This window comes from Sphingomonadaceae bacterium OTU29LAMAA1, assembly GCA_024072375.1.
In the GTDB taxonomy this organism is placed as follows: Bacteria; Pseudomonadota; Alphaproteobacteria; order Sphingomonadales; family Sphingomonadaceae; genus Sphingomonas.
Genome location: CP099617.1, coordinates 450,473 through 474,243 on the forward strand (window position 1 = coordinate 450,473; position 23,771 = coordinate 474,243).

The 23,771-nt window shown below is 59.8% G+C and carries 23 protein-coding genes and 1 pseudogene; 10 read left to right on the forward strand and 14 right to left on the reverse strand.

Going from position 1 to position 23,771, the window contains the following annotated elements; genetic code table 11:
• Positions 1-25 precede the first annotated feature (25 nt).
• Together NF699_02450 and NF699_02455 are read right to left on the reverse strand one after the other, a co-directional pair.
• Positions 26-730, reverse strand: coding sequence for a DUF4238 domain-containing protein (locus NF699_02450; GenBank protein USU05582.1), 705 nt, complete (start codon positions 728-730; stop codon positions 26-28).
• On the reverse strand, positions 727-1,752 hold the full coding sequence (locus NF699_02455) for a DUF4238 domain-containing protein (GenBank protein ID USU05583.1): 1,026 nt from the start codon (positions 1,750-1,752) through the stop codon (positions 727-729). Before NF699_02455 ends, NF699_02450 begins: the two co-directional genes overlap by 4 nt.
• Before the next feature lie 148 nt (positions 1,753-1,900).
• Here NF699_02455 and NF699_02460 point away from each other — a divergent pair, with 148 nt between their 5' ends.
• Complete coding sequence (locus NF699_02460; GenBank protein USU05584.1) at positions 1,901-2,104, forward strand: hypothetical protein; 204 nt, start codon at positions 1,901-1,903, stop codon at positions 2,102-2,104.
• A gap of 673 nt (positions 2,105-2,777) precedes the next feature.
• On the opposite strand, the pseudogene NF699_02465 reads toward NF699_02460, so the two are convergent.
• Positions 2,778-2,927, reverse strand: a pseudogene (locus NF699_02465) (LysR substrate-binding domain-containing protein).
• Between the two features lie 53 nt (positions 2,928-2,980).
• Between NF699_02465 and NF699_02470 the strand changes: the two are divergent.
• Positions 2,981-3,703 (forward strand): IS6 family transposase, encoded by a 723-nt coding sequence (locus NF699_02470; GenBank protein USU05585.1) that lies wholly within the window; start codon positions 2,981-2,983, stop codon positions 3,701-3,703.
• 10 nt (positions 3,704-3,713) lie between these two features.
• Here the strand turns inward: NF699_02470 and NF699_02475 are convergent, their stop codons facing one another.
• Positions 3,714-4,472, reverse strand: a complete 759-nt coding sequence (locus tag NF699_02475; protein USU05586.1) for a hypothetical protein — start codon at positions 4,470-4,472, stop codon at positions 3,714-3,716.
• A 381-nt stretch (positions 4,473-4,853) separates the two neighbouring features.
• Between NF699_02475 and NF699_02480 the strand changes: the two genes are divergently transcribed.
• From NF699_02480 to NF699_02505, 6 genes are all read left to right on the forward strand, one after another.
• On the forward strand, positions 4,854-5,786 hold the full coding sequence (locus tag NF699_02480) for a ferritin-like domain-containing protein (protein ID USU05587.1): 933 nt from the start codon (positions 4,854-4,856) through the stop codon (positions 5,784-5,786).
• Entirely contained in the window at positions 5,783-6,814 is a 1,032-nt protein-coding gene (locus tag NF699_02485) for a ferritin-like domain-containing protein (protein ID USU05588.1), read from the forward strand. Before NF699_02480 ends, NF699_02485 begins: the two co-directional genes overlap by 4 nt.
• 294 nt (positions 6,815-7,108) lie before the next feature.
• Positions 7,109-7,729, forward strand: coding sequence for a porin family protein (locus NF699_02490; protein ID USU05589.1), 621 nt, complete (start codon positions 7,109-7,111; stop codon positions 7,727-7,729).
• A gap of 175 nt (positions 7,730-7,904) precedes the next feature.
• Complete coding sequence (locus NF699_02495) at positions 7,905-10,130, forward strand: hypothetical protein (GenBank protein USU05590.1); 2,226 nt, start codon at positions 7,905-7,907, stop codon at positions 10,128-10,130.
• A 186-nt stretch (positions 10,131-10,316) separates the two neighbouring features.
• Positions 10,317-10,826, forward strand: coding sequence for an RNA polymerase sigma factor (locus tag NF699_02500; GenBank protein ID USU05591.1), 510 nt, complete (start codon positions 10,317-10,319; stop codon positions 10,824-10,826).
• The gene (locus tag NF699_02505; GenBank protein USU05592.1) at positions 10,823-11,827 is read left to right on the forward strand and encodes a FecR domain-containing protein; all 1,005 of its coding nucleotides are present in this window, start codon (positions 10,823-10,825) and stop codon (positions 11,825-11,827) included. Before NF699_02500 ends, NF699_02505 begins: the two co-directional genes overlap by 4 nt.
• 39 nt (positions 11,828-11,866) lie before the next feature.
• Here the strand turns inward: NF699_02505 and NF699_02510 are convergent, their stop codons facing one another.
• From NF699_02510 to NF699_02535, 6 genes are all read right to left on the reverse strand, one after another.
• Complete coding sequence (locus NF699_02510) at positions 11,867-12,448, reverse strand: TetR/AcrR family transcriptional regulator (protein ID USU05593.1); 582 nt, start codon at positions 12,446-12,448, stop codon at positions 11,867-11,869.
• A 378-nt stretch (positions 12,449-12,826) separates the two neighbouring features.
• Entirely contained in the window at positions 12,827-13,579 is a 753-nt protein-coding gene (locus NF699_02515) for an IS5 family transposase (protein USU05594.1), read from the reverse strand.
• Between the two features lie 134 nt (positions 13,580-13,713).
• On the reverse strand, positions 13,714-14,316 hold the full coding sequence (locus NF699_02520; GenBank protein ID USU05595.1) for a TMEM175 family protein: 603 nt from the start codon (positions 14,314-14,316) through the stop codon (positions 13,714-13,716).
• The gene (locus tag NF699_02525) at positions 14,313-15,542 is read right to left on the reverse strand and encodes an MFS transporter (GenBank protein ID USU05596.1); all 1,230 of its coding nucleotides are present in this window, start codon (positions 15,540-15,542) and stop codon (positions 14,313-14,315) included. The genes NF699_02520 and NF699_02525 overlap by 4 nt, the downstream gene beginning before the upstream one ends.
• A gap of 133 nt (positions 15,543-15,675) precedes the next feature.
• Positions 15,676-17,061, reverse strand: a complete 1,386-nt coding sequence (locus NF699_02530) for an NAD-dependent succinate-semialdehyde dehydrogenase (protein USU05597.1) — start codon at positions 17,059-17,061, stop codon at positions 15,676-15,678.
• A gap of 61 nt (positions 17,062-17,122) precedes the next feature.
• On the reverse strand, positions 17,123-17,380 hold the full coding sequence (locus tag NF699_02535; protein ID USU05598.1) for an Atu4866 domain-containing protein: 258 nt from the start codon (positions 17,378-17,380) through the stop codon (positions 17,123-17,125).
• Between the two features lie 105 nt (positions 17,381-17,485).
• On the opposite strand from NF699_02535, the gene NF699_02540 reads away from it, so the two are divergent.
• Both NF699_02540 and NF699_02545 read left to right on the forward strand, forming a co-directional pair.
• Positions 17,486-18,391 (forward strand): LysR family transcriptional regulator, encoded by a 906-nt coding sequence (locus NF699_02540; protein ID USU05599.1) that lies wholly within the window; start codon positions 17,486-17,488, stop codon positions 18,389-18,391.
• A 282-nt stretch (positions 18,392-18,673) separates the two neighbouring features.
• Positions 18,674-19,489: a MipA/OmpV family protein gene (locus NF699_02545; GenBank protein ID USU05600.1), complete on the forward strand. Its 816-nt coding sequence runs from the start codon at positions 18,674-18,676 to the stop codon at positions 19,487-19,489.
• Between the two features lie 102 nt (positions 19,490-19,591).
• Here the strand turns inward: NF699_02545 and NF699_02550 are convergent, their stop codons facing one another.
• The 4 genes from NF699_02550 to NF699_02565 form a co-directional block, all read right to left on the reverse strand.
• Positions 19,592-20,662, reverse strand: coding sequence for a retropepsin-like domain-containing protein (locus NF699_02550; GenBank protein USU05601.1), 1,071 nt, complete (start codon positions 20,660-20,662; stop codon positions 19,592-19,594).
• Between the two features lie 246 nt (positions 20,663-20,908).
• Entirely contained in the window at positions 20,909-21,526 is a 618-nt protein-coding gene (locus tag NF699_02555) for a hypothetical protein (GenBank protein USU05602.1), read from the reverse strand.
• A 295-nt stretch (positions 21,527-21,821) separates the two neighbouring features.
• Positions 21,822-23,228: an FAD-containing oxidoreductase gene (locus NF699_02560; GenBank protein ID USU06967.1), complete on the reverse strand. Its 1,407-nt coding sequence runs from the start codon at positions 23,226-23,228 to the stop codon at positions 21,822-21,824.
• A gap of 67 nt (positions 23,229-23,295) precedes the next feature.
• Positions 23,296-23,721, reverse strand: coding sequence for an organic hydroperoxide resistance protein (locus NF699_02565; protein ID USU05603.1), 426 nt, complete (start codon positions 23,719-23,721; stop codon positions 23,296-23,298).
• Between the last annotated feature and the right edge of the window lie 50 nt (positions 23,722-23,771).

The following is a 23,771-nucleotide window of genomic DNA, read 5'->3' on the forward strand; positions in this document are numbered from 1 at the left end:
GCGAAATGGTCGGAGCTGGGCGTCGCTATTCGGCGAAGCTTTCGGTGGATGAATAGAGATACTGCCAGGCGTTCTTGATCGTCGTGCGATTGATGCCGGCGATCTCGTCCGCGTCCGGCGTGCGAGTCACCGGTCCGAAATTCCGGTGCGCGGGGTCGTTCGACAGAAACAGGCAATGGCGGCTCGACAGCGGCAGCAGCATCGTCGGCTTGTTGGTGAAGTCGATCAACGGATTGCTGGAGGTCAGGAATCGTTGGTCGCTGCCCGGCGGGATCACGTTGAGCGCATAATAGAGCGGAATATAGCTCTCCCAATTGTCGAGTGCGGTCTTCAGCCGGACCACAAGCCAATAATCCTCGCTCCAGTGGCCGACCTTGTCGGGATGGACCGTCTCCAGCTCGTGCCGCAATCGCGGCTGGTTATGGTGCATGAACGAAATCGCCATGGCGAGCTTGCGGATATCGGCCGGGAACTGACCCTCGAGAATCTCCGTGATGACCTTCGACGCCATACCATCGATCACCGCGATCTGCTTCTCCGCCCAGTCCGGCGCATAGCCGGGCGGTGGATTGCGCAAGCTGTTCCAGCGCTTCTTGAACCCGAAGCGCTCATTATTGCCCTTGGTGATCTTCCCCGTCTCGCTGTCGAGCCGCCACAGCGCGCCGGCCTCGGTCTCGAACCGCTTGAGATAATAGCGCGGCGTATAATGGTGCCGCTTCGAGACCGTCATGGCATCGCCTCCGGTTCATCGGCAGGGGCTTCCCGAACCGCCGACTTCCGGTCGCGCTCGCGTGGTCCGTTCCACTTCGGCTTGTCGGGACGCGGGCCGAAAATGAACTGACCGAACGCATAATAGCCGCCTTCGGGCGACGGCACGCGGTCGAGCTGTGCCACCGGCGACAGCGCAGCGGAGCCCGCGATCAGCGACGCTTCGCGCGTACCGGACGCGAAGATCGTGTGGTAGCCGAAGCGGCAGATCAGCCGATTGATCCTGGCAATCGCCTTGCGGTCGGTGATCGTGCGGTGGCCGATGTCCGGCCGGCGCGGACGGCTGCGACCGCGCAGGACCATCCGGGTCGTCACCGGAAACAGCAGCTCGATCCGGCCGGCGTCCTGCGCAATCTTATAGGGTCGCATCGCCGGCGTCGGGACGCGCGGGTCATAATAGATCACCGGATTGTCGCTGGTGAGGAACGCGTGATCGGACGCGTTGTGCAGCACATCGAAGCTGAGCGTGGCGAACAGCTTGCCCATGTCGTTGAGCGCGCGCGCCATTATCTCGAGCGATTTTTGCGGGTCGATGGTGACCTGGATCTTCTCCATCAGGTCCGGGAAGCCCTCGGGGAGCGGCGGCAGCTTCCCGGCGGCGTGCATGAGCAGCGCCTGTGTGTGCACCGAGTGGCCGAGGTACAGCTCGGCGGGATCGCGGAACGCCGGCACCCGCACGCGCATGAGGCCGAGGAAGGTGATGATATGAGGCGCGGCTTCAAACATCGCCTCGCGGTTGGCGAGGGCTGTGACGATTGTCGGCCACTTCGTCTCGATCTCGCTGAAGATCGCCTCGAGTCGATCGTCGTTGCGCATACCCTCATCGTCGAACTGCGAATAATAATAGCGCTCGAACCCGGTCGACTCCGGGCGCTGCCGGAAGGGCCGAGCAGGATCGTCCTTGCGGAAGACCTGCAGCTGCCCCGCGGCATCACAGAAATTCTTCAGGTAGGTGACCGGGACGTAGTGGTGACGTTTCGGCATCGAGTGGAACATAACCAAAACATTGCCGCGCTGCCAGGCTGATCTTGGCCGCACCAATCATTTCGGTTGAAATTGAGTGACTTAGTGGCTGCGGATAACGCGAGGGTGCCCATCTATAACGGGGCGGCACGCTGGGCGATTCGGCTCGATGCGGGTGACCTCATTTCAGGCCGACTATAACGCGTGGCTGGCGGCCGATCCGCCGCACGACATCGTGCTGTTGCGCGCGCAGGTTGCCTTGGCTTGGCTCGATCGCGGCTGGGCCTTGCGCGGTGCGGTCGAGAAAGATGTCGCGGAGGCAGACATGCCAGAGTCGGAAGATCGGGCACCGCGGATCATTGGCTGCGGCTAGACGGGTGCGATTGGAAAGCCTTCACGACGACAGACACTGATAACAAGCTCGGCATCGGCGGCAATGGTCAGAAAACAGGTGGGTGAACTTCGTTTAAAAATGTCTGCAAGTAACATCACCATGCCTCGCGTTGAGGTCGCGGTGGAGTCTTCATTCTTACGTTGTCTATCAGAAGCCGCCAGTTGGCTTGCGGCCCAATTTCAGTCGGCCCATGAGAACAGGGGTGCGATCGCTGAATGTCGGCATTTGATAAGACCCGCCGTTCGCCGCGTCGCCGGTGAACGGCAGAAATGTCCCAAATCTAGCCGTGTTAGCATAGGAAGCACCTGGGCCTTCGAACCCGATTTAGAAAATGAATGAATGGCAGGAGTTGGGGAGCGGGGATGGCGGTCTGAATGACCGCAATTGGGTCGGAGCAGCCGCAATCTGCCGGTCGGTTTCCGACCCAAAGGTGGTCGTAGCCGAGGCACCGTGCCGATCTCGGGAGCGGACATTCCGACCCGGGTTTCTGACACACGCAAACCCTCGAAAGACCGTGGTAGGTTCTGCAGCGTCACAACCGACCGGTTCTGACACCTTCGGCTGTTATTTGTTGCACGCCATCGCCCTCAACCAAGCGGTCCTGATACGCACTGTGAAGGCTCTCGATCTTTGAACGAGGTTCAGTCGCAGACTAGCTCCTGAGGCGCAGCGCATCGACCAGCAAACGGAACGCCAGCGAGTTTTGCCGCCGACTGGGATAATACAGGTGATAGCCCGAAAAGGGCGGACACCAGTCAGCCAGCACGCGCACCAGCCTGCCGGAGGCGAGATCATCCTGAACGGCTCCGTCAAACCAACGTGGCAGACGGGGCAGGGGGCTGATATTGACGGCGAATGAGCCGGAAATCGAGGGCGCTGCCGCCCAGTCCGTTTCGCCGTTTCAACTCGTCGCCGGAGGTGGTCCGGCTGGTGGTGCTGATGTACGTGCGCTTTCCGCTGTCGTTGCGGAACGTGGAAGATCTGCTGTTCGAGCGCGGGATCGACATCTGCCACGAGACGGTGCGGCTGTGGTGGAACAGGTTCGGTCCGCTGTTTGCCAGCGACATCCGCCGTGCACGCGTCAGCCGCATGCGAGGTTTCCGTCACTGGCGATGGCACCTCGACGAGATGTATGTGAAGCTGAACAGCGAGATGGTCTACCTGTGGCGAGCGGTGGATCATGAAGGCGAGGTGCTGGAAAGCTACGTCACGCGCAGTCGCGACAAGGCGGCGGCGCTGGCCTTCATGAAGAAGGCCCTGAAACGCCACGGCTCGCCCGACACTATAACGACTGATGGTCTACGCAGCTATGGTGCTGCCCTGGACGAGCTGGGCTGCCGCGCCCGCCAGGACATCGGCCGCTGGGCGAACAACCGGGTCGAGAACAGCCATTTGCCTTTTCGACGAAGGGAGCGGGCGATGCTGCGGTTCAGGCAGATGAAGACGCTGCATAAGTTCGCCTCGGTTCACGCCAACGTTCACAACCACTTTAGCCTGGAGCGCCACCTCACCGACCGACAAACCTACCGGGAACGACGCTCCGCCGCGCTGGCGGAATGGCAGAATCTTGCAAGCTAGGCGGCAGCCATCAAAGACCGGCATGCATCATGTGGAGAGCGGTTCGCGTTAGACTGACAGCACCGATCGCGGCAATGGACGCGCCAAAGCCGTTTTCCAGAATGTCGCGAGCTGAGGCAAGCGATGAACCGGTGGCAAAGATGTCGTCCACGACGAGAACGCGCGTTTGTGTGAGATCGGGCCCCTCGCCATCGACGGCGAACGCCCTGAAAAAAGGCCTCAAGACAATTTCGGTGTCCTTGGCCTGAAAAATCGCGTCGGGGTTTGTGCCCTCCCAAGCGTGCATCTGTGAGCCCCAAACGCTGCGTTGCCGTGGCGACATCCTCGCCGGTGGATTAGCCTTCGCTTCCGCAAGCACTTCGCCAACGGTGCGCTTGCGAAGGAACGTTGGTTCCAAAATTGGCGTGCCGGACACGTCCGACACCATAGCTGCAAACTCCGCGCAGAACGGTGACGAAGACGGTAAAGGCAGCACAAAATCGAACTTCTCGAGGTCCGCATGTGGCGCCTCGAGGATCAAGCGCGCGCGTGCCATGAGTTGGCTCTTCCAAAAGGGCAGGATCGAAAACCCCCTGCGCCCCTTAAGGGCGTGGATCAGCGGATTGCCGTCATCGCGCCGTTGGCCGCGCTGGTTTCGACTGAACACATGCAACAGCGGCATGCCTTGGAAACGTGCTCGGTAGGGGGTTCCCGCCACCGACGTGTCGACGCCATTCTCATGCTGATCGTTGATCGTGACGGCTTTTGCCGCCGACACCTCAATGCCCATTTCGTCTCCAGCCCGCCGTCAGGAACCCATGGGCATTCGGAGCAGGGAGCCTCTGGAGTGTCCACTCGAGCAACGCATGTGCTTTGCTGACCGCTGCAATGCAAGCGTGGCCGGGTGCACCGCCGCGTCTCGGCTAATCCGACACCGGGCGATCAAGGGCAGAGTTGACAACATCCAGACTACCTACTAGTCGGCATACATCGCGGGGCGAACTACCGGGCTCCACGTTGGTCGCGCGTTTTAACGGATTTGCAAAACGGCTCGCTGCCAACCCTGCAGTCGAAGTAATCTTCCTGCCGGACGGATGTCTGCGTGCTCGCTAGGCGATCACATCATATGGCATCTCTAAGATATGCAGAATGTAAGGCGGATGTTCTACAGATGAAGACTTATTTGAATCAATCTCGTCGTGCATTCATGCGGAAAGCCGCCGTTTTCGCGAGCTCGTCGGCTGTTGGTACTGTGTCAACCGCAGCGCTTGCGGCAAACGACAGTAGCTCCGATGCTGACGAGATAAACCTTGCTATAAACCTCCTTTACCTTCAAGCCCAGTATTACACCCGCGCTTTAGGTTCGACGATACCGGCAACCCTCCCCGCTGGGTCGGGAGCAGGAGGTAGCGTAGAGGGAGGCACCGCTGTCACCTTTGCGGACCCGCTCATACGAGCTTGCGCTGAAGAACTCGCAGCGGACAAGGTTGCCCATATAGTGCTCCTACGCCAGCTTCTTGGAAGCAACGCAGTATCACAGCCTGCTATCGACGTGTCCGCCAAGCCTTCGGGCAGTTTCTCGACGTTTATGCGATTTGCTGGACTGATTGATGGGGCGTCGGCTTTCGATCCGTATAGCAGTGATGACAGTTTCCTGCTTGGCGCATTCATAACAGAAGACGTCATGCCAACGTTATGGCGTGCCAGTGTCGCGCAGATCGTAAATCCCGCTGCCCGGGAAATCGCCGCGGGGATGCTTGCGACCTCCGCGCACCATGCTGCTCTGATCCGCAGCCTTATCCTTGATCGCGCAATTGTCAGTCCCGGGCTGATCGCGGCAGTCCAGGCCATCTCGGATACTCGCGATCGATTCGACGGCGGCACGGAGATTGACCAAGGGCTTGGCCAGATGTCGCGCGCTCCGGGAGCAGCTGCTTCTACAATCATTGCGAACATCGCACCGACCGATGCCTTCGGATCCGTGTACAGTCGCGGTTCCGGCCCGACGCTGGGGATCATGTACATGACGGCAGGCACCGCCTCGAACGGGGGCTTTTTTCCTGCGGGTGTCAATGGAACCCTCAAGACGAGTGCACCGGCATGAAACTCCTTAATGATCTAGATGTGTTGCCCACTCAGGCACCGTCCACGACGATAACGCACGAACGTGCGCGCCGTTCTGTAATTGCCCGGTCGGTACTCGTCGGAAGTGCGCTCCTTGCGGTGTCGCTAGCAGGCTGCAATGACTCAGGCCAATCAGGCTCGTCTACCCCACCCAATGGTGGCGCCAATCCGGGAACAGGCTCCGTTCGACAGGAAGATGTTGATATTCTCCATTTTCTGCTGACGTTTAAGTATCTGGAAGCGGAGTTTTTTTCGCAAGCGGCTTTTGGAGTCGGGCTGCCCGATGCGTTGCTGGGTCGGATCGGCCAGCGGGGTGATGTCGTGGGGCCACGCCTCGTCAACTTCTCTAGCGCCGCCATCGCTGCCCAAGTGCGTGAGATCGCGTTCGACAAGATCGATCAGATCTCTGTTATTCGGCAGCTACTGTTTCCGATCCCGCAATCTGATCCCACATTGGACACGACGGTCGCGAGACCTGCCATCGATCTCGCGGGAAGCCAAAATGGCGCGTTTTCGCAAATGGCTCGACGCGCTGGCATCGTCAGTGAGGCTGCCTCGTTCGACCCCTATCTGAGTGATGACAATTTCCTTCTGAGCTCATTCTTTCTGAGCGATGTTGCTGTTGGTCTTTGCAAGCAACTCATCGGTAAGGTGCAGCAACAGGCGTACGCCGGCATCCTTGCCGGGATACTTGGATGCGATAGCTATCACGCCGCATCGATCAGGTTCAATCTGTATCGAGCGATATCCAAGAACCCCGACCTTTCCCGACAAATCGACGCCGTTTGCCGCCTTCGCGATACACTTGCGGGAACGCGTGGGGATCAAGGTGTTGTCGATACGGCATCCAAGCCTAACCTTTCGCCTACCGATGGCTCTGGACTTGTGTATGCAAGAACGCCGGGTCAGGTGCTCAACATCCTATATCTAAACAGCGGCAGTGTGCAAATGGGTGGATTTTTTCCCGCAGGCATCAATGCGAACATAAGAAAATCCGGCAGTCAGTAAGTGATTGATACGCCAACAGCCCCCTGACGCCCGTTTTTTCCGATTTTTCGCTTCAGCAATCCGCATGCGGCAAGAGGGCCGCGTGTTGACGACAGGGATGCCTATAGTTCCGCCAGACTACCATCCAACGGGAAATCGTTGAGGCGGTAGCGGCAGACCTAGGGCCCCGGGATTTTTTTGGCATCGCGTTGCGGGTTCCTACCATCGGCTCCGTTGGCGCAGAACAGGTTGCTTGAACACAGGAGCCTGCGGCGGTCGGCATCGTTCACTGCCCATCATCATCTAGGAGGCTTCATGCCGTTCGTTGCGCGTGCACTTATTTTGACTATTCCTGCCCTGATCGCCACCACGGCGCAGGCGCAGACCTTTTCTGGCCCCCACGTTGAGGCAGTCGCAGGACTGAACCATGACAAGCGTGAAGTGCTTGGCCGCGACCTCAAGGATGACAGCTTCGTATATGGCATCGGTGGTGGCTACGATGTCAGAACCGGAAATGTCGTGATCGGCGCGCTTGGCGAGATCACGGGAACCACGAACAAGAACTGTGGAACCTACGACATCAAGGCCACAATGCAGACCCCTAGCTTCGCTGGGCGTGTCTGTACTCGAGGGCAGCGATCGCTGTTCGCCGGCGCCCGCCTCGGTTATGTCGTAGGAGATCATACGCTGGGCTATGTTCTCGGCGGGTACGAGAATGTCCGTTCGAAGTCCTCGGTCGACGGTACACTCGGAGGCGTCATGGAAAACCGCGATAGCCATATAAACGAAAACGGTTTCCGGCTGGGTGCCGGCCTCGAGCATGCGCTCTCCAGCCATGCCTTCATCAAGGCAGAATACCGGTACTCCCGCACGGGACCTCAGGGGCCAACCTCAGAGCGTCATCAACTCCTCAGCGGCATCGGGTTCCGCTTCTAAAGTGCCCCGGTAATTGGTTTTGGCGCGGTTGGATCGGGCTTTTTGCAGAGGTCGCTGGCTCCTGCACATCGGCTGCCTTTCGGCCGTCTGCGTTCCGGCTCGGACCTTTGCGTCCGAGCCGGAAACGTTCAACATACCATCGCTGTCGATTGTTGAAGCGATCGAACGATTAAGCATGCAATCCGACCTGTCGATCGGAGGCATGCTGCACGTCGATCCGCGCCTTCGTACCAAGGCTATTAAGGGACGAGTGTCTGAAAAGACGGCCCTGAAGCATATGCTTAAAGGTACCGGGCTGCGCGCGGTGCAGGTTGGCCAGCATAGTTTTCGGCTGGAGCGGGAAGCTCCGATCCCAAAGTCTGTAGCGCCGGACCGTCCTTCGTCTCCACCACTGGAAGAACCACCGCAGGACATCGTTGTCATTGCAAAGCGATCGTTACCTGCCTCGCTGCTCGGCGGAAGCGTTGACTATGTCGCTTTCGACAGCGCGCTTAGCAACAATGATGCTCGCCGTGGCCCGGCAGAGTTAGCCAGCCGCATTCCCGCCATCTCGTCAACAGCTCTAGGTCGCGGCCGCGACAAGTTGTTCCTTCGCGGGATCGCAGACTCAAGCTTCGCAGGCGCTACTGAAGCAACGCTGGGCGAATACCTGGGCGAAGCCAGGCTCAATTTCAACGCTCCGGATCCGGGATTGCTTCTCTATGACATACGCCGTGTCGAGCTGTTAAAGGGCGCACAAGGCACCTTGTATGGAGGGGGGACCCTCGGTGGCGTCTTGCGCATCGAGCCTGAACGGCCCAACCTATCCCGCAGTGCCGGTTTTGTAGATGGTTCAATCTCGACAACACAGAACGGTGAGCTTGGCGGGGCGCTAGCCGGCGTCATCAACTTGCCGATCATTTCAGAGAGTGTTGGGGCTCGCCTGCTCGCCTACCGAACACGCGACGGCGGCTACATAGACGACGTGAAACGGGACCTAAAAGACGTCAACCGCACAATCACGTCGGGAGGAAGAGGCCAGATTCGCATCGAGCCCGGCACCTGGCGGGTCGACGTCACTGGAACCTACCAGCGCACCCTGTCGCACGACAGCAACTATGCCGTGGCGGGCGAGGGATCGCTCGAGCGAAGAACTAGCGTTGCACAACCATCCTCGAACCGATTTAGCCTGCTCGACGTCGAGGTCCATGGCCCGGTCGGAGAAGCCGAGCTTGTCTCCACGACGTCCGTCGGGCGCAACGTTCTCAGCGCAACATACGATGGGACGGAAAAGGCCGGCGTACCGGCAGCCTTTCGCGATGATCGTCGCCTTACAACGTTGAGCCATGAAACGCGCTTCGCACGATCGTCCGCTAAAGGCAGCGGTTGGGTGATCGGTATTGCAGCTTTTGCAGAGCGCGATGTGGCACAACAGGTTGGCGACCAAACGATCCTCGCTAGCCTTGCGTCCAATCTCCACAGCAACCGCCTTAACGTCGCCCTGTTTGGTCAACGTTCTATTCGCGCGAGCGAATTCTTGTTCACGGCAGGGCTCCGATCGACTTTCTCGCGGCAACAAGCTGACACTACGCTCATCTTAGCATCAAACGGGTTCTCGAGAGGCGGCCAGACTGAACGCAATGCCTCCCCGATGGCGGAAGCGACGTGGCTTATCGATGCGAATTCATCGCTTTCCCTCTCGCTTAGACAGGGATTTCGGTCAGGTGGAAATTCGATCTATCGGGTCGATCAAAAATTCGCCAACGTTCTAACGCCAGGCTTCTACTCGATATACTACGAGCAGGACCAGATACGCGCGACCGCGTTGGAGTATACTTACAGGTCCACCGGAGGGCAGCCGTTAGATCTCAAGGCATCGTTGACAGCTGTGAGATGGAACAGAACGCAAAGCAGCGTAGTCGATGAATATGGCTTCCTGTATACCACGAATTCGAATGGATCGTCCTTACTTAATGCAGATCTGTCGGCATCGTGGCTTATCAAATCCGACACGACGTTACGGGCCGGCAGCTCATTGACCAAGCGCATAGGCATCGGTCCCGGCTCCGCCGTCTCCGAAGTCCCGAGCGTACCGAGTGTCGCTACCTTTGCCGGTATCGAATGGCAGAAGACCATTGCAAATGGCTGGAAAGCCAGTCTCGAAGGGCGCCTCGCGTATCGAGGAAAATCGCGCCTCGGCTTCGCCTTCCTGCATGACGTTAGCCAAGGCGACGCGATCTTTACTAGCCTGGCGGCGCAAGTTTCACACCGGCACTCCTCCCTCACGCTGTCTGTGGAGAACATCCTCGACGACCGCTCTAGTCTGTTCGGCTATGGCAATCCGTTTACCCTCAGATCTGAGCAGCAGCTGACGCCGCAGCGCCCTCGCACGCTCACCTTGGGTCTGCATGCAAGTTTTTGATCGCGCCCATGCGGGTTCATCAGTCACGTGTCGTTTGACCATCACAAGCAGGTGGAGCGATATAAATTGTCCGGACGGGCGGCTAATCATGCCTTATTCAGGCGCAACGACACGCGACCCTATGAGCGGCGTTCGGTGGTCTACTTGGTTCCCAAGGGGCTTACTCACGTGATTTCCGCTCCGACGTTGATCGACCTGTTCCATGCGAACCGCGACATGATCCTACGGTACATGCGAGCGCACGGTTTTGCCGATCAGGCTGATGATCTGCTGCAAGAGCTATGGCTTAAAATAGGGCGCACACCTCCTGTCGCCGAGGTCTCGCGAGCGTATTTGATGAAGATGGCGCACAATCTCATCATCGACGAGGCGCGAGCGGCTAAGCGGCGGAAAGAACGCGACCACATGTGGCAGGACGGCGAGACAGGCCTTCTAGAAGCAGACCCAGCGCCAAATGCCGAGCAGATCGCGATAGTTCGTGACGCCCTTCGGAGAGCTGAGGAGGTGCTCCGTCAGCTTGGCCCAAAAACTGAACGCATTCTTCGTCGTCATAGGATCGATGGCGTTTCACAAAAACAGATCGCCCTCGACGAGGCGTTATCACTCAGTTCGGTGGAGAAGCATCTGCAAAAAGCCTACCGAGCGATAGCATTGATGCAAATTGATTTGGACGGGGCTGTGGGGGCGCCACGATGACCAAGCATGTCCGCGGTGACGACCTGTCAGACGCACTTGACTGGGTCATCCGCATCCAATCGCAGGAGTTCGATGACTGGGAAGCTCATGCGGCTTGGCTTGAGGCAGATCCCGGCAATCCCGTACTATATCATCGGGCCTCTGAGGCACTGACCGATGGCATATCAACCTTGCAACAGCTGGCTCGCGAACCGTCACCTATCGCCGCGAACGATACGTCCGTTCGACCCGGCACCTTCCGCACCCATCGAGCCTGGTGGACAGGAGCCGGCCTTGCACTCGCAGCATCGATAACCGCCTTCGTCATGTTACCCCAAAGAGGAGTGGAGCCGGAGCGAGTATATCAAACAGCAGCAGGTCGTAATCGACAGGTCACGCTCGCCGGTGGCACGTCTTTGGCTCTAAATGGCGATACGCGAGTGGTTGTGTTGGGTAGAGCACAGCGGATGGTTGTCGTGCAGAAGGGTGAGGTATTTCTCCGGGTTGGTCACGATGCCAGACACCCTTTTGAGGTCGTGACAAGCGGGCAATTGTTTCGTGATGTCGGAACCGAGTTCAACGTTAGCGTACACGGCCGCGCAACACGCCTTGCAGTCGCCGAGGGCGCGGTGGCGTTCGATCCAGACGGCGAAAACCTTCGCATCGGCGCAGGTGATGCGCTTGTGGTATCAGGTCGAAACGTGACGCTCTCCAAAGTGGCTTCGCACAGCGTCGGTAGCTGGCGGCATGGGCGGCTTGTCTACGTGAATGACACCTTGGACATCGTGGCAGCTGACTTGACGCAATCGTTGGGTGTGCCGGTCGACATAGCTCCCGAGCTTGCTCATGCGCGCTTTACAGGTGTGCTGCCGCTAAAATTGGGTCCTCGCGACGTGGTCTACCGTTTGGCAAACCTACTGGATGCAAAGGTAGTGAAGACCAAGTCAGGTTGGTCTGTTGGGGGTTCGGCATCAGAGACTAGGGCAAGCCAATACAATATGTTACGGCCAATCACGAAATAGTGTCAGAGACAAATTTTCTGTGCGTAGGTTCCCAGGCAATTACACGCGCCCCGGGACCTGCATGCGGTTGATAAAGGCATCAACAACAAGACTGAATTTGGTCGGATCCTTGTAGGCCCGGGCCATGATCATGGCGCCATAAACTGCTGTTTGAAAGAATTGAGCAGAGAACTTCGGCTCGAGTTCCAGCCGAATGTCGCCCTTCTCAAGACCTAGCGTCAGCACGCGCTCGATCCAGCGACCGAGGTCATTGAAGTGCCCCTGTACAGAGGCGCTCACTTGCTCGGGCAGCCCGGGCAGTTCGGCCGCAAGGACGCCGGCAAGGCAGAAGGTCGCGGAATCGTTCTCAATGCAACGCTTCCAGTAATCTACATACGCTACGAGTTGCGCCATTGGGTCGGGATTGTGATCTTCCAGCAAGCTGAGTTGAGCGCGGATGTGATCACGCTGCTGCTCGACGACTGCGACAACGAGGTCAACCTTGGAGGGAAAGTGGTGGTGGATGCTCGGCTTCCGGATGGCAAGCCGCTCAGCGAGATCCGCGTAACTAAAGCCGTTATAACCGACATCGGTAATGAGCTTGGTCGCCTCCTCAATCAGCTTGTTGGCGGTGCCGCTCATGCCCACTCCTTCACTACCTACTAGAAGGCCGATATACCTAGCCTCATCGTGTTTACAAGCTACCTATCGCTTCAGACCGGCGCCTGCGCCTTTCTGCACGGCACAGCAGCCAACTCATGTCTGCCCCCAGTTAAATTGTGAAACGATCTAGGGCGGGAACCCGCCATCCTAAGGTCTTGATGCTTAAGATTGTTGAGCTACCTGGGCGGCGCCAAAGCCGATCGGGTGCTGCTCGGCGGAACAAATCAAAAAGGCCGGCATCGCCTATTTGTCTCAACGCCTGCACGACCGCGATGGGCTAAAAGCGTGACGCCGGCTGATTGCCAGCAGCTTTATGTCGTAAAGTCTCGGTTGCCGTCCTCTAGGGTTCAGACTCATTCAGAGCCAGAACGCCAAAGCGGTTGCCAGCGCGACGCCTGACAGGAAGTTGGCCGCGAGCTTGTCGTATCGGGTGGCGACGCGGCGGAAGTCCTTCAGGCGGCAGAAGGCGTTCTCGATGAGGTGGCGACCGCGATAGCGGTCCTTGTCATAGCGGATGATGCGCTTGCGGTAGCGCCGACCTGGGATAACGGGGACAGCCCCTGCATCGCGCAACGAGCGCCGCAACCGGTCGGCGTCGTAGCCCTTGTCGCCCAGCAGGTAGCGCATGTGCCCGGCGCGCTCGAGAAGCGCGGGTGCGGCCTTGATGTCGCTGACGTTGCCGGGCGTCAGCATCAGCGCATACGGGCGGGCCGATGACGTCGGTGAGCGCGTGTACCTTGGTGGTCCAGCCACCGCGCGAACGGCCGATCGCTTGGCTCGATCGCCCCCTTTTGCGCCGAACGCCGCGCGCTGTGCCTTGACGTAGGTGCTGTCGATCGCGGTGCTTTTCGTGACCGCGCCGGTATCCACCAAGGCATCGAGCAGCTTCAGCCAGAAGCCCCTGTGCGACCAGCGGTTGAAGCGGTTATAGATTGTCGTCGACGGACCATAATCGGCCGGGCAGTCGCACCACCGGCAACCGACCTTCAGCACGTGCAGGATGCCCGAGATTACCCGACGATCATCCACCCGTCGGGCACCGGGCTGGTTCTTTGGCAAATGCGGTTCGATCGCCGCCCACGCCTCGTCCGAAAGCCAAAACAGCGCCATCCCGCACCTCTTTTGATCCACACCGCCTGTGAATCAGGAAAGCCGCACGCCTTCAAGCAGATGATTGGGTTTGGACCCTAGTCTATCGGTATCGGTCAGTCCTGCTTTCAGAGTGTGTGGGCCAAATCTTGAGGTTACGAGAGGGTGGCTTCGGGTATCCTCGTGACCGCGTCGTCTCTCAGCAGATAAAACGCCATGCAACCGATGATTATCGCAATGCCCATCAGGGGGCTAGCCGCTGACACCGCAGTAGCAAGGATGAACAAGCACAGGGTTAACTGCGACAGTCGCTCGATCTTCGCTCGTTCCCTCCGGGTCACAACTTGGACTGCGATATCGCGAAGTATGCGGCGTTGAAGGAGCAGATACGTTGCGTTAACAAGAACGAAGGCCGCCGAATAGAGCATGGTTGGCCAAGCCGCCATCCGTGACTGCGCCATCCAGGCGGTAGTGAAAGGCAGGAGTGACGTCGAGAATAGATGCGCGAAGTTCTCCCAAATGAGGAGGCGCGTCACTGTTTGGGTGTGACGCAATAGATTGTGATGATTGATCCAGACCGTCGCGACAAAGAGATAACTCAGCGCGTAGCTGACGGCGGTTGGCCAAAGATCGATTAGGCTGGCCAAAGACGCGCTAAGGGGTGGTCTGAGCTCAAGAACTAAAACGGTGATCAGGACCCCAAAGATCGCGTCGGAGAACAGCACCATCCGATCATAGGAGCCTTTATGAGTCATCATGACCGTGGCTTCGGCAAGCCAGCTCCGGCATCCTTGTTTTGATGCGAAGCGGTTAAGTGCCGGGACGATCGTTCATGATACACAGTTACCAGAAAGGCTGCGAGAGACCAGCTGCAAAGCGCCGCTGCCGCACCCTGCCATCCGCCAGCCTGCCAAGCCATAGTACCTGAGGCAGTCCCTATTGCGCCTCCGATGAAGAAGACGATCATGAAGGCGGCGTTGATCCGGCTGTGCGCGTTTGCATCGAGCCCGTAGAGTTGGGCGAGGTTGTTGACCTGGGTACCCTGAACACCAACGTCGATCACAAAGGTCGCAACGACCAAGGCAACGATCGAGCTTGGTAGCAATGCCGCAACCAGACACCCTGCGAAAAGCAATCCTGTCGTGAGCAACTGCGCTCGCTGAGGACTGCTCTTATCAGCTTGCCGGCCAAACCACGGTGCCGCGAGGGCACCGCCAATCGCGACGATGCCGAACAAACCGATGCGGTCACTGTCAAAGTGGAAGGCCGGGCCGCTCAGCTGGAAGGTCAGTATCGTCCAGAAGCAACAGAACGCTGCAAAAGCGAGACCGCCCATAAGCGACAGGCGGCGTAGCTCAGGGAAGCGCCCCAATTGTCGAGCTGTGGAGACGAGCAGCGTCGCATAGCCGTCGCGATGCCCGCCGCGCTGCGATGGCAGCGTGAATTGGACTAACATGGCGACCGCGATCGCCGCACAGCCGGACATCCCGTAGACGAGCCGCCAGCCGATCCAGTCTGCGAGAAGGCCGCTTATGATCCGGGAGCTCAGGATGCCGATCAAAGTCCCGGTGAAAACCAGCCCGACGACTCTTCCGCGCTCGTTCGGCGCGGCAAGTGACGCGGCCATTGGGACAACGATCTGAACTGCGGCCGTGCAAACGCCAAATAGGAGACTGATAAGTCCCGCCGTGCGGATGTCCCGCGTGGCAGTCATAGCGATTAGGACGACACCCAGAGCAAGCTCCAACACCACGATGAGGCGTTTGCGGTCGAGCATATCGCCGAGCGGCACGACAGCGAGGATGCCCAAGGCCATGCCCCACTGGCTGAGCGCCGGGAGGAAGCCGACGCCGGCGGCCGAGGTCCCGAACGATGCGCCGATTTGGGTGAGAATAGCCTGCGCGTAGTAGATGTTCGCAATCGTGGTACCGGTGGTCACCGCCATGATCAGGAGCTGCGCGCGGGAGAGTGAGGTGGTGGTCATGAGCTACCGTGGGTCGTGCAGCCGCATGCCCACCGCCGCCCTGAGCGCGGTCGGAGGGATCGACTTGGTTTGAAGAAGGTGGGCGCCTTCGGCCCCCGGCGGTGGGGGGGGAGGGGACCGAAGGCGCGGTCCGTCAGGCCTTGCGGGTGAGGCCGGCCATCAGGACGTACTTGACCTCAACGTATTCCTCGATGCCGTAATAGCTGCCTTCGCGGCCATAGCCGGATTGCTTCACGCCACCGAACGGGACCGACGCCGTGCCGACCGAACCCGAGTTGAGGATCACCATGCCCGACTCGATCTCCTGCGACAGGCGGAACGCCCGTCCGAGGTCGCGGGTGAAGGCGTAGGCGACCAGCCCGTACTCGGAGTTGTTGGCTCGCGCGATCACCTCCTCCTCGGTGTGGAAGCGATAGATGGGCATGACCGGACCAAAAATTTCGGTCTGAGCCACCGCCGCATCGTCACCGATATCGGCCAAGATCGTCGGTTCGTAGAACAAGCCGCCAAGCTCGTGCTGCTTGCCGCCGACAACGACACGGGCACCGTGGGCGCGAGCATCGTCGACCAGCGCCGCGACCTTATCGAAGCCGGCCTGGTTGATCAGAGGGCCGACCACGAAGTCCTCGCGCATGCCGTTGCCGACCTCGATCTTGGCAACCCGTTCCGCGAACGCTTCAACGAAACGATCGTAGATCGCATCGTGCACGTAGAAGCGATTGGGCGAGATGCAGACCTGGCCCGAGTTGCGCAGCTTAGCTGCGACGGCGCCGGCAACGGCTTCCTCGAAATCGGCGTCGTCGAAGACGATGAAGGGTGCGTTGCCGCCTAGCTCGAGCGTCATCTTGGTGAGCGTAGCGCCGCTGGCGCTTGCCAGCAGCTTGCCTACTCCTGTCGATCCCGTGAACGAAATTTTGCGGATGCGCTCGTCGCCGGTGAACAGCTCGCCGATTTCCTTAGGGTTGCCGGTCACCATCTCGAATACGCCCTCGGGGATGCCGGCCTTCCGGCCATATTCCAGGAGCTTGTAGGCGGTGAGCGGCGTCAGCTCCGACGGCTTGATGATCATGGTGCAGCCAGCTGCCAGTGCTGTGGCGATCTTGCGGCAGATCATCATGAACGGGAAGTTCCACGGCGTAATTGCTGCCGTCGGTCCAACCGCCTGCTTGATAACCAGCACGGACGCGCCAGCAGCGTGGGTCGGAATGGTGTCGCCGTAAACACGCTTCGCTTCCTCGGCGTACCACTCGATGAAGCCGAGACCGTAGTCGATCTCGCCCATGGCTTCGGAGATGCACTTGCCATTCTCCTGAACCATCACTTCGGCGAATGCGCGCTTGTCTGCCCGGACCAGCTCAAACCAGGCACGAAGCAGCTCGCTACGCTCCTTGGCAAGCCGGCGCGACCATGCCGGGAACGCATCGCAGGTCCGATCGATAGCTGCCTTGACCTCATCGAAGGACATTTCGGGAGCTTCGCCAACAACCGAGTTGTCAGCCGGATTATAAACCGTAATCATGATATACCTCTTTCTGGTTTGTCATGGGTGGTAAGAAAGCGTCAGATATCTTTGGAAACGATCAGTTTGCGGTGGGCTCTCGAAAGAACTTCATGCCGACATGATGGAGAACGCCGTTGACGAACTCACCGTCGGCTTCAAAGCCTGTGTCATCCCAATAGTTGATGTGCGAACCCTCGACCTCATAACGGCCTTGGTAAGCGCTCGCCTTGTTGCCTCTGGCTTCGTCGTACCGGCCGTTCGGGAGAAGTTCCTGACGGATATAGCCATCCGCCGTGACCCACATTCCAACAACCGTGTCAGGTGGCGTCGATGCCATTGATTGTCTCCGCATTGACTGTGCGGAGGTTCAATTAGCGAGCCGCCAGCGACACTTCCAATATATCAGCTATCAAACTTGATACGTTTGATGTATCGGATGACTATGGACCTTCGTCACCTTCGGTACTTCTTGGCAGTTGCCGAGGAACTGAATTTTCGCCGCGCGGCGGAGCGCCTGAACATGGCGCAGCCTCCCCTGAGTTCGCAGATTCATGACCTGGAGAGGGAGATGGGGGTATCGCTGTTTCGGCGAGTCCCCAAGGGCGCGGAGCTGACGGAGGCGGGAATAGCGTTTCTGGCCGAAGTGCCCGCTGTGTTTGAACAGGTCGAGCGCGCAGTGGGAATGGCGCAGCGTGGCGGCCGTGGTGAAGTTGGTCGGCTCCGGGTCGGCTACACCGGCTCAACGACCTTTAACGAAGTTGTACCGGAGTCGCTTCGTAAGTTCCGACGGGCCTACCCAGACGTCGAGCTCGCACTTGACGAGCTGAACAGTAGCTTCCTGCTCGACAGGCTGCTTCATCAACGGCTCGACGCAGCGTTTATCCGGCCTGGCAAAGAGCCGCCCGCTAATGTTAATATTCTATCGCTCCCATCAGAAAGTATGATGGTCGCGGTGTCTAGCGAGCACCGGCTTGCAGGGCGCTATGCCGTGGAACTTCGGGAACTCGAAGGTGAGCCTATGGTCCTATTCTCTCGAGCGCTTGGATCGGCCTTTTACGACGAGATCATCGAGAGCTGTCGGGAAGCCGGTTTCGAGCCCAGGGTCGAACAGGTCGCTCCCCAAATACCATCCATCTCAAACCTCGTAGCTGCCGAGATCGGCGTTTCGATTGTTCCAGAACGAGTGGCCGCTGCGGCTGTGACGGGAGTGTCCTATCTACCGATTAAGGGGATCGCTCCGGTCGCTCGTATTGCTTTGGCCACGCGGATCGACGACCGCAGCGTCATCACGAAGAATTTCAGAGCGCTTGTGCAGCATGCCTCGAGGCAATCTCGAAATCAGAGTTAGGCTCGATGGGATCAGTTTAATGCAACTCAGCACAAACCTTCTCTCTTGAAACGGTAGGTAGATTGATCGCGACACGCGCATCCGGGCCCAAACTCAGGCTGTGATGAGTACCTTCTGCTGCCGCCTTTCAATTGAGCGCGAAGGCGAGTCGCCGGTCGTGGCCTATTAGCCCTTCGTTCCAACGCGAGCTCCCCGCCCAAAAGCTAATTGACTAACTACCAACCAGTAGGTAGGCAGCGATAGGTTTGCTGTAGCGGCCGCGGGCCGACTGATGGAGCGTTTATGAAAGCTGGTGATTTCGTCCACATATGGAGCTCGGCATCCGTCGCCGTCGGAATTCTTGCCTTGCCGGCTCCCGCTCTTGCCCAAGTGCAGACGGCTGTGTCGATGGCGACTGAAACACCCGACGATGCGAGCAGGCGCAATCACGTCGTCATCGGGATAGGAGCTGCGGCGGTACCGGTGCTGCAAGGTTCCAAGGACTATCGTGTCCTCCCCGTACCTGCGATTGACGTGCAGCAGGGATGGTTATTTGCCAATCTTCGCAACGGCATCGGTGTCGTCCCGATTGAGATGCAGCATCTAACGATTGGGGCTGGGGCAGTTTACCTGCAGGGCTACCGTCGGCGCGACGTGCCGATAGGCGTCGACAGGCTTTCCGATGGCGTGGGCGTTCGTCTGTTCGGGGCAATACGATCAGGTGGGTTCCTCGGCAATCTGGGTGTAACCAAGGGGCTCGCGGGACAGACCAAGGGTGTGTTGGTAGATGCGAGCGTCAGCTATCCGGTTCCGATCACGCCGCGCCTGAGCTTGACGCCGACGCTGGGCACCACATGGGCGAATGCCAAGTACAACGACCGATATTTCGGCATCAATGATCGCGAAGCGCTGGCATCGGGGCTAGCGCGTTTTTCGGCCGGTGCCGGCTTCAAGGACGTTTCGGAGACGCTTACCGCGAGCTACCGTCTGACCGATCGCATTGGTCTGAGCGTCACGGGCGGCGCCACCACGCTGCTGGGCGATGCGGCGGATAGCCCGCTAGTACGGCGCCGGACGACGCCTACGGGTCTGCTATCCTTATCCTATAGCCTCAGATAAGCAGCAATGGCATCGGGCTGGCGCTTGCGCAGGCCCGCGGAGCACGTCGGCTTCAAGAAGAACTGGGGGAGTGATCCTCTGCTCCGCTGAAACATTGCCGGATCACTCCCGCAACGCCGCCACGGCCGCGATGATCATCCTGTCGAAGTCGAGTGACAGCAGGTCGAGCTGATTGATGACGACGCCACCAATCCGCCCTACGCCACTGCGCTGCCGGTTCACCGAAACGTCGGTGCCGCGCACTGGCGCGCCGGCCAGTTCGAAGTCGAGCGTCGGCAAGGTAAGCGATTTTACGTGCAGGATACCGCCCGCTCCTCCGAGGCGCCCAGATCGCTCGGACGCGGATGCGACCTGGGACACGCCGAGCTCTTTGAAGCCGGCTTCCGACAGCTCGACCGCGTTGGATCCGGTATCGAGCTGCGCAGGGCGCTGGACGGAGCCTAGCGTGACCGGCGCGCCTATGCTCCCACCGGCCCAGTACATCGGGAAGGACTTTGCAACGCGCGCGGTCGCGGGAGCACAAGCATTCGCTCCCAGGCAAAGGGTCGATCCACGGTCCAGCCAGGCGACCTGGCGAAATGCGGCGAGTACCGGCAGACCGAGGATCCCCGGCATGACACTACCGTCCGGAAGGCGGAGCATGGCATCGGGAAGGACAAGGACTGGGACATGTCGTACTCGAGCAGACCCGATGGAAAGCGTGTCGATGACGCCCAATCGGCCAGCAACTTGGATCGGTGTGGACGTGGCGATCGTCGCGCTTCCTTCCACCATGCGCACGCTCAGTTTGGTGGCGGTGCTCTCTGGGACCGTCGTTAACTCGGCGCCTGTGTCGACGATCCAAGACGACGTCGCGTCCCCCGTGGCGACCTCTACCGTAAGGAGTCCGACGGTGTTTCGTGCTATTGGGACGGTTGCCGAGCCCGTCGTCGTCGATTTCGGTTCGTGTCGGAAGGCGTTGGCAATGGCGGCGTCGTCGGACGCGCCCGTGATCGTTGCGAGGCGCCCGCAGGCTGCTGCCCATCGCGCCCCTTCGGCGAGCACGCCGTAGCCGGCGCATAGACGCTGCGCGAGCATGACGCGTTCCGCCTCCGGAGCTTCGGGATGGCGATTGAGCCACGTCTCTATGGCCATATGCTGCTGCAGGCCGCCTCGTTCCGCATCGAACGCCAACGCCAACGCCTCGGCTCCAGGACGGGGCTGATACGGGTCGGGTGGTGGGAGCGGGACAACCTGCGACGCGAGGAGAAGGGAGAATATTATCATTTATGTTCAGGCGATCGACAGGAGGTTTGGATCTTGCCAAGCCGGAGAAATAGCTCAACGACGCACAAGCTGGCGAAACGGCTGGCGCTGCTGCAGGCGATGCGAACGGCGATCTCTTTCAACCGCAACAACGACGGTGGATCGCTTGGCTTGTCATCCCAGCGCAAGCACAGCTCCAGGCGCGAAGTGGCCAACCGGCGTTTCCACCGCCTGATCGCCCGCGCCGGGTCGTGTAGCACCGGTGATCGGAAGCCAGAGAGCAATCGCAATCGGCTTCGCTGCGGAAGAGGCGACGACGGTCACCGGCATGCCGTCTCTGTCCGAAGTGTCCCAGGAGAAGGATTGGCCCGCTGCTACCGGAGCCGGAACGTGCAGCGTTTCGAGAAGCTGGCCGTCGGAACCGAAAAAGCTGACATCGACATCGGCGTCGCTCGCCGTTCGAATTTGACCCGCATAGGAACCAGTCTTCATCGCTACTGCCGTTCCTGTTTCCACCAACGCGGTTCGCCCGACCCAGCTGCCAACGTCGATTCCGCCGCTGCGATTTGCGAGTTGCTGCAGCGTAGCGCTGATATCCTGTAGCGTTGAAAGCTGAGCCAACCCTGCAAGTTCGCCGACCGACTTCGTCGGATCCTGCGGCACAAAGGGATCCTGATACTTGAATTGCGCAAGCAGCAGCTGAAGAAAGTCAGGGGTCGTAACTTGCGATACACTCGCTGTCGAAGCGTTCGCTTTACTGGAAGGCGTCGTAACGCCGATGCCGTCGACCATGATCAGACCTCGTTCTATCAGTCCTAACTACCTTCTGGATGGTAGGCTGTCAATTTAGATGGGGTGAGCGGAAGGGGGTTCGTTTCGGGCGACGGTGACGAGACTCGGGGTTCGACATGTCCGGACTGATGACATGTGGATTGACGACGTTCCGATTGCCGATGTCAGAAGAAAGTTACGCTTATGAAACGACCTTCTTGAGCAGGAGCAGCTGGGCATGCTGGCTCGGACTGTGCACCCGGAGCGAACCAGCACCTTCAAGCAGTGAAGGCCTCGCCTTCGATCTTCGCCAACATCATCGGCCAGGATCGGTGACGGCTGGCGTCCGCGACGGTACCAGATCTTGAATGACCGTAGGTATGAGCTCGGAGACGGTCGGGTGTATCGGCACCGCCCAACGCAGCGTGTCGATCGGTTGATCGGCGTTCATCATGTCGAGAATACCATGGATTGCCTCGTCGCCGGCCGTGCCGAGGATCGCCGCGCCGAGGATGCGGCGCGTGTCGGCATCGGCGACGATTTTCATGAAGCCTTGCGTCTCGCCTTTCTCCACGGCGCGGCCGACGCGCGTCATCGGTCGCTTGGCGTGGAGCAGCCTGCGCCCACTCGCTGCGGCCTCGGCATCGGTCATCCCTATGCGCCCGAGCGGCGGATCGATGTAGAGGGCGTAGCCCGGCAAGCGCTGGCTGACTCGGCGGTCCTCCCCGTCGAGGAGGTTGGCGGCAATGATCTCGAAGTCGTTGTAGGCGGTATGGGTGAAGGCGCCGCGCCCGTTGCAATCGCCCAGCGCGAAAACGCCTGACACGCCCGTCTCCAAGCGATCATCGACCATGATGTAGCCGCGCGCATCGGTTTCAATCCCCGCCTGCTCCAGACCAAGATCGTCGGTGTTCGGCCGCCGGCCCGTGGCCATCAGCACATGCGTGGCGAGGATCGGCTCGGAAGCGGCGTTGCAGCTCATCTGCACGGCAATCTCGTCGCCTTGCGCCTCGAAGCCGATGCAGTCCGCGCCGGTCCGGACGGAAACGCCCTCGGTTTCCAGTATTTCGCGCACGGTGACGGACACGTCCAAGTCCTCCCGTCCGATGAGCCGATCCAGGCGTTCGACTATTGTCACCTGCGCGCCGAAGCGCCGGTACATTTGCGCGAACTCCAAGCCGATGTAGCTACCGCCGACGATCACGAGATGTCGCGGCAGTACGTCCAGCGCGACCATGTCAGTGTTGGTGAGGATGGGCACGTCGTTGATGCCCGGCATGTCGGGGATGACGGCGCGCCCCCCGACGTTGATGAAGATGCGCGGTGCGGTGATCTCCTCGCCGCCAACCTCGACTACCCGTGACGCCGTGAAACGCGCGTGTCCGCGGATCAGCTCGACGTTTTCCATGCCCGCGAGCCAGTTCTCGTTGCCGGTTCGCGAGTCGACGATGACCTTGTTTGCACGGGCCGCGACCGCCTCCATGTCGACGACGGGTGCCGATGGGACGGTGAAGCCGTAGTCGTCGCCACGCCTTGCAGTTCGAATGGCCTGCGCACTGGCGATAAGGGTCTTGGTGGGCTTGCACCCGGTGTTGACGCAGGTGCCGCCGACCAAGTGCCGTTCAATCAGGGCGACCGTCATGCCGACGTCGTTGAGCCGTCCGGCGAGCGACGGACCGGCCTGGCCGGCGCCGATAATAATCGCATCGAAGCTGCGCATAATGTTCAAGTCTTTCTAGCATTGGTTCGCCCGTGGCGGGTCGGGCCTGCGCGGCGCAGGCCCGACCCGGTCATGCGAGCGTCAGCCGGACGTCGACGTTGTTGCGGGTGGCGTTGGAATAAGGACAGACGCCGTGCGCAGCCTCCATCAAACGCTGCGCGTCCGCCTCGTTTAGGCCGGGCAGGCTCACTGACAGTTCAACCTCAAGACCGAAGCCGCCCTCCGACCGCATGCCGATCCCGACAGTTGCGGCAACGGAGGCGTCTTCCGGCAACCGGAGCTGGAGCTTCTTAGAAACCCCCTTGATCGCGCTAAGAAAGCAGGCCGAGTAACCTGCGGCGAACAGCTGCTCGGGATTGGTTCCCGCGCCACCTGCGCCACCCAACTCCTTAGGCGTGGAGAGCTTTAGCTCAATGCTTCCGTCCTCGGTGCGGGTGCGGCCCTCGCGGCCTCCGGTGGAGATGGCAGTGGTGCGGTATTTGACGTCGATGGACATGATCAGGCTCCTAAAGAAGGTAGACGAACACGCTCGCCGCGCGGGCAAGT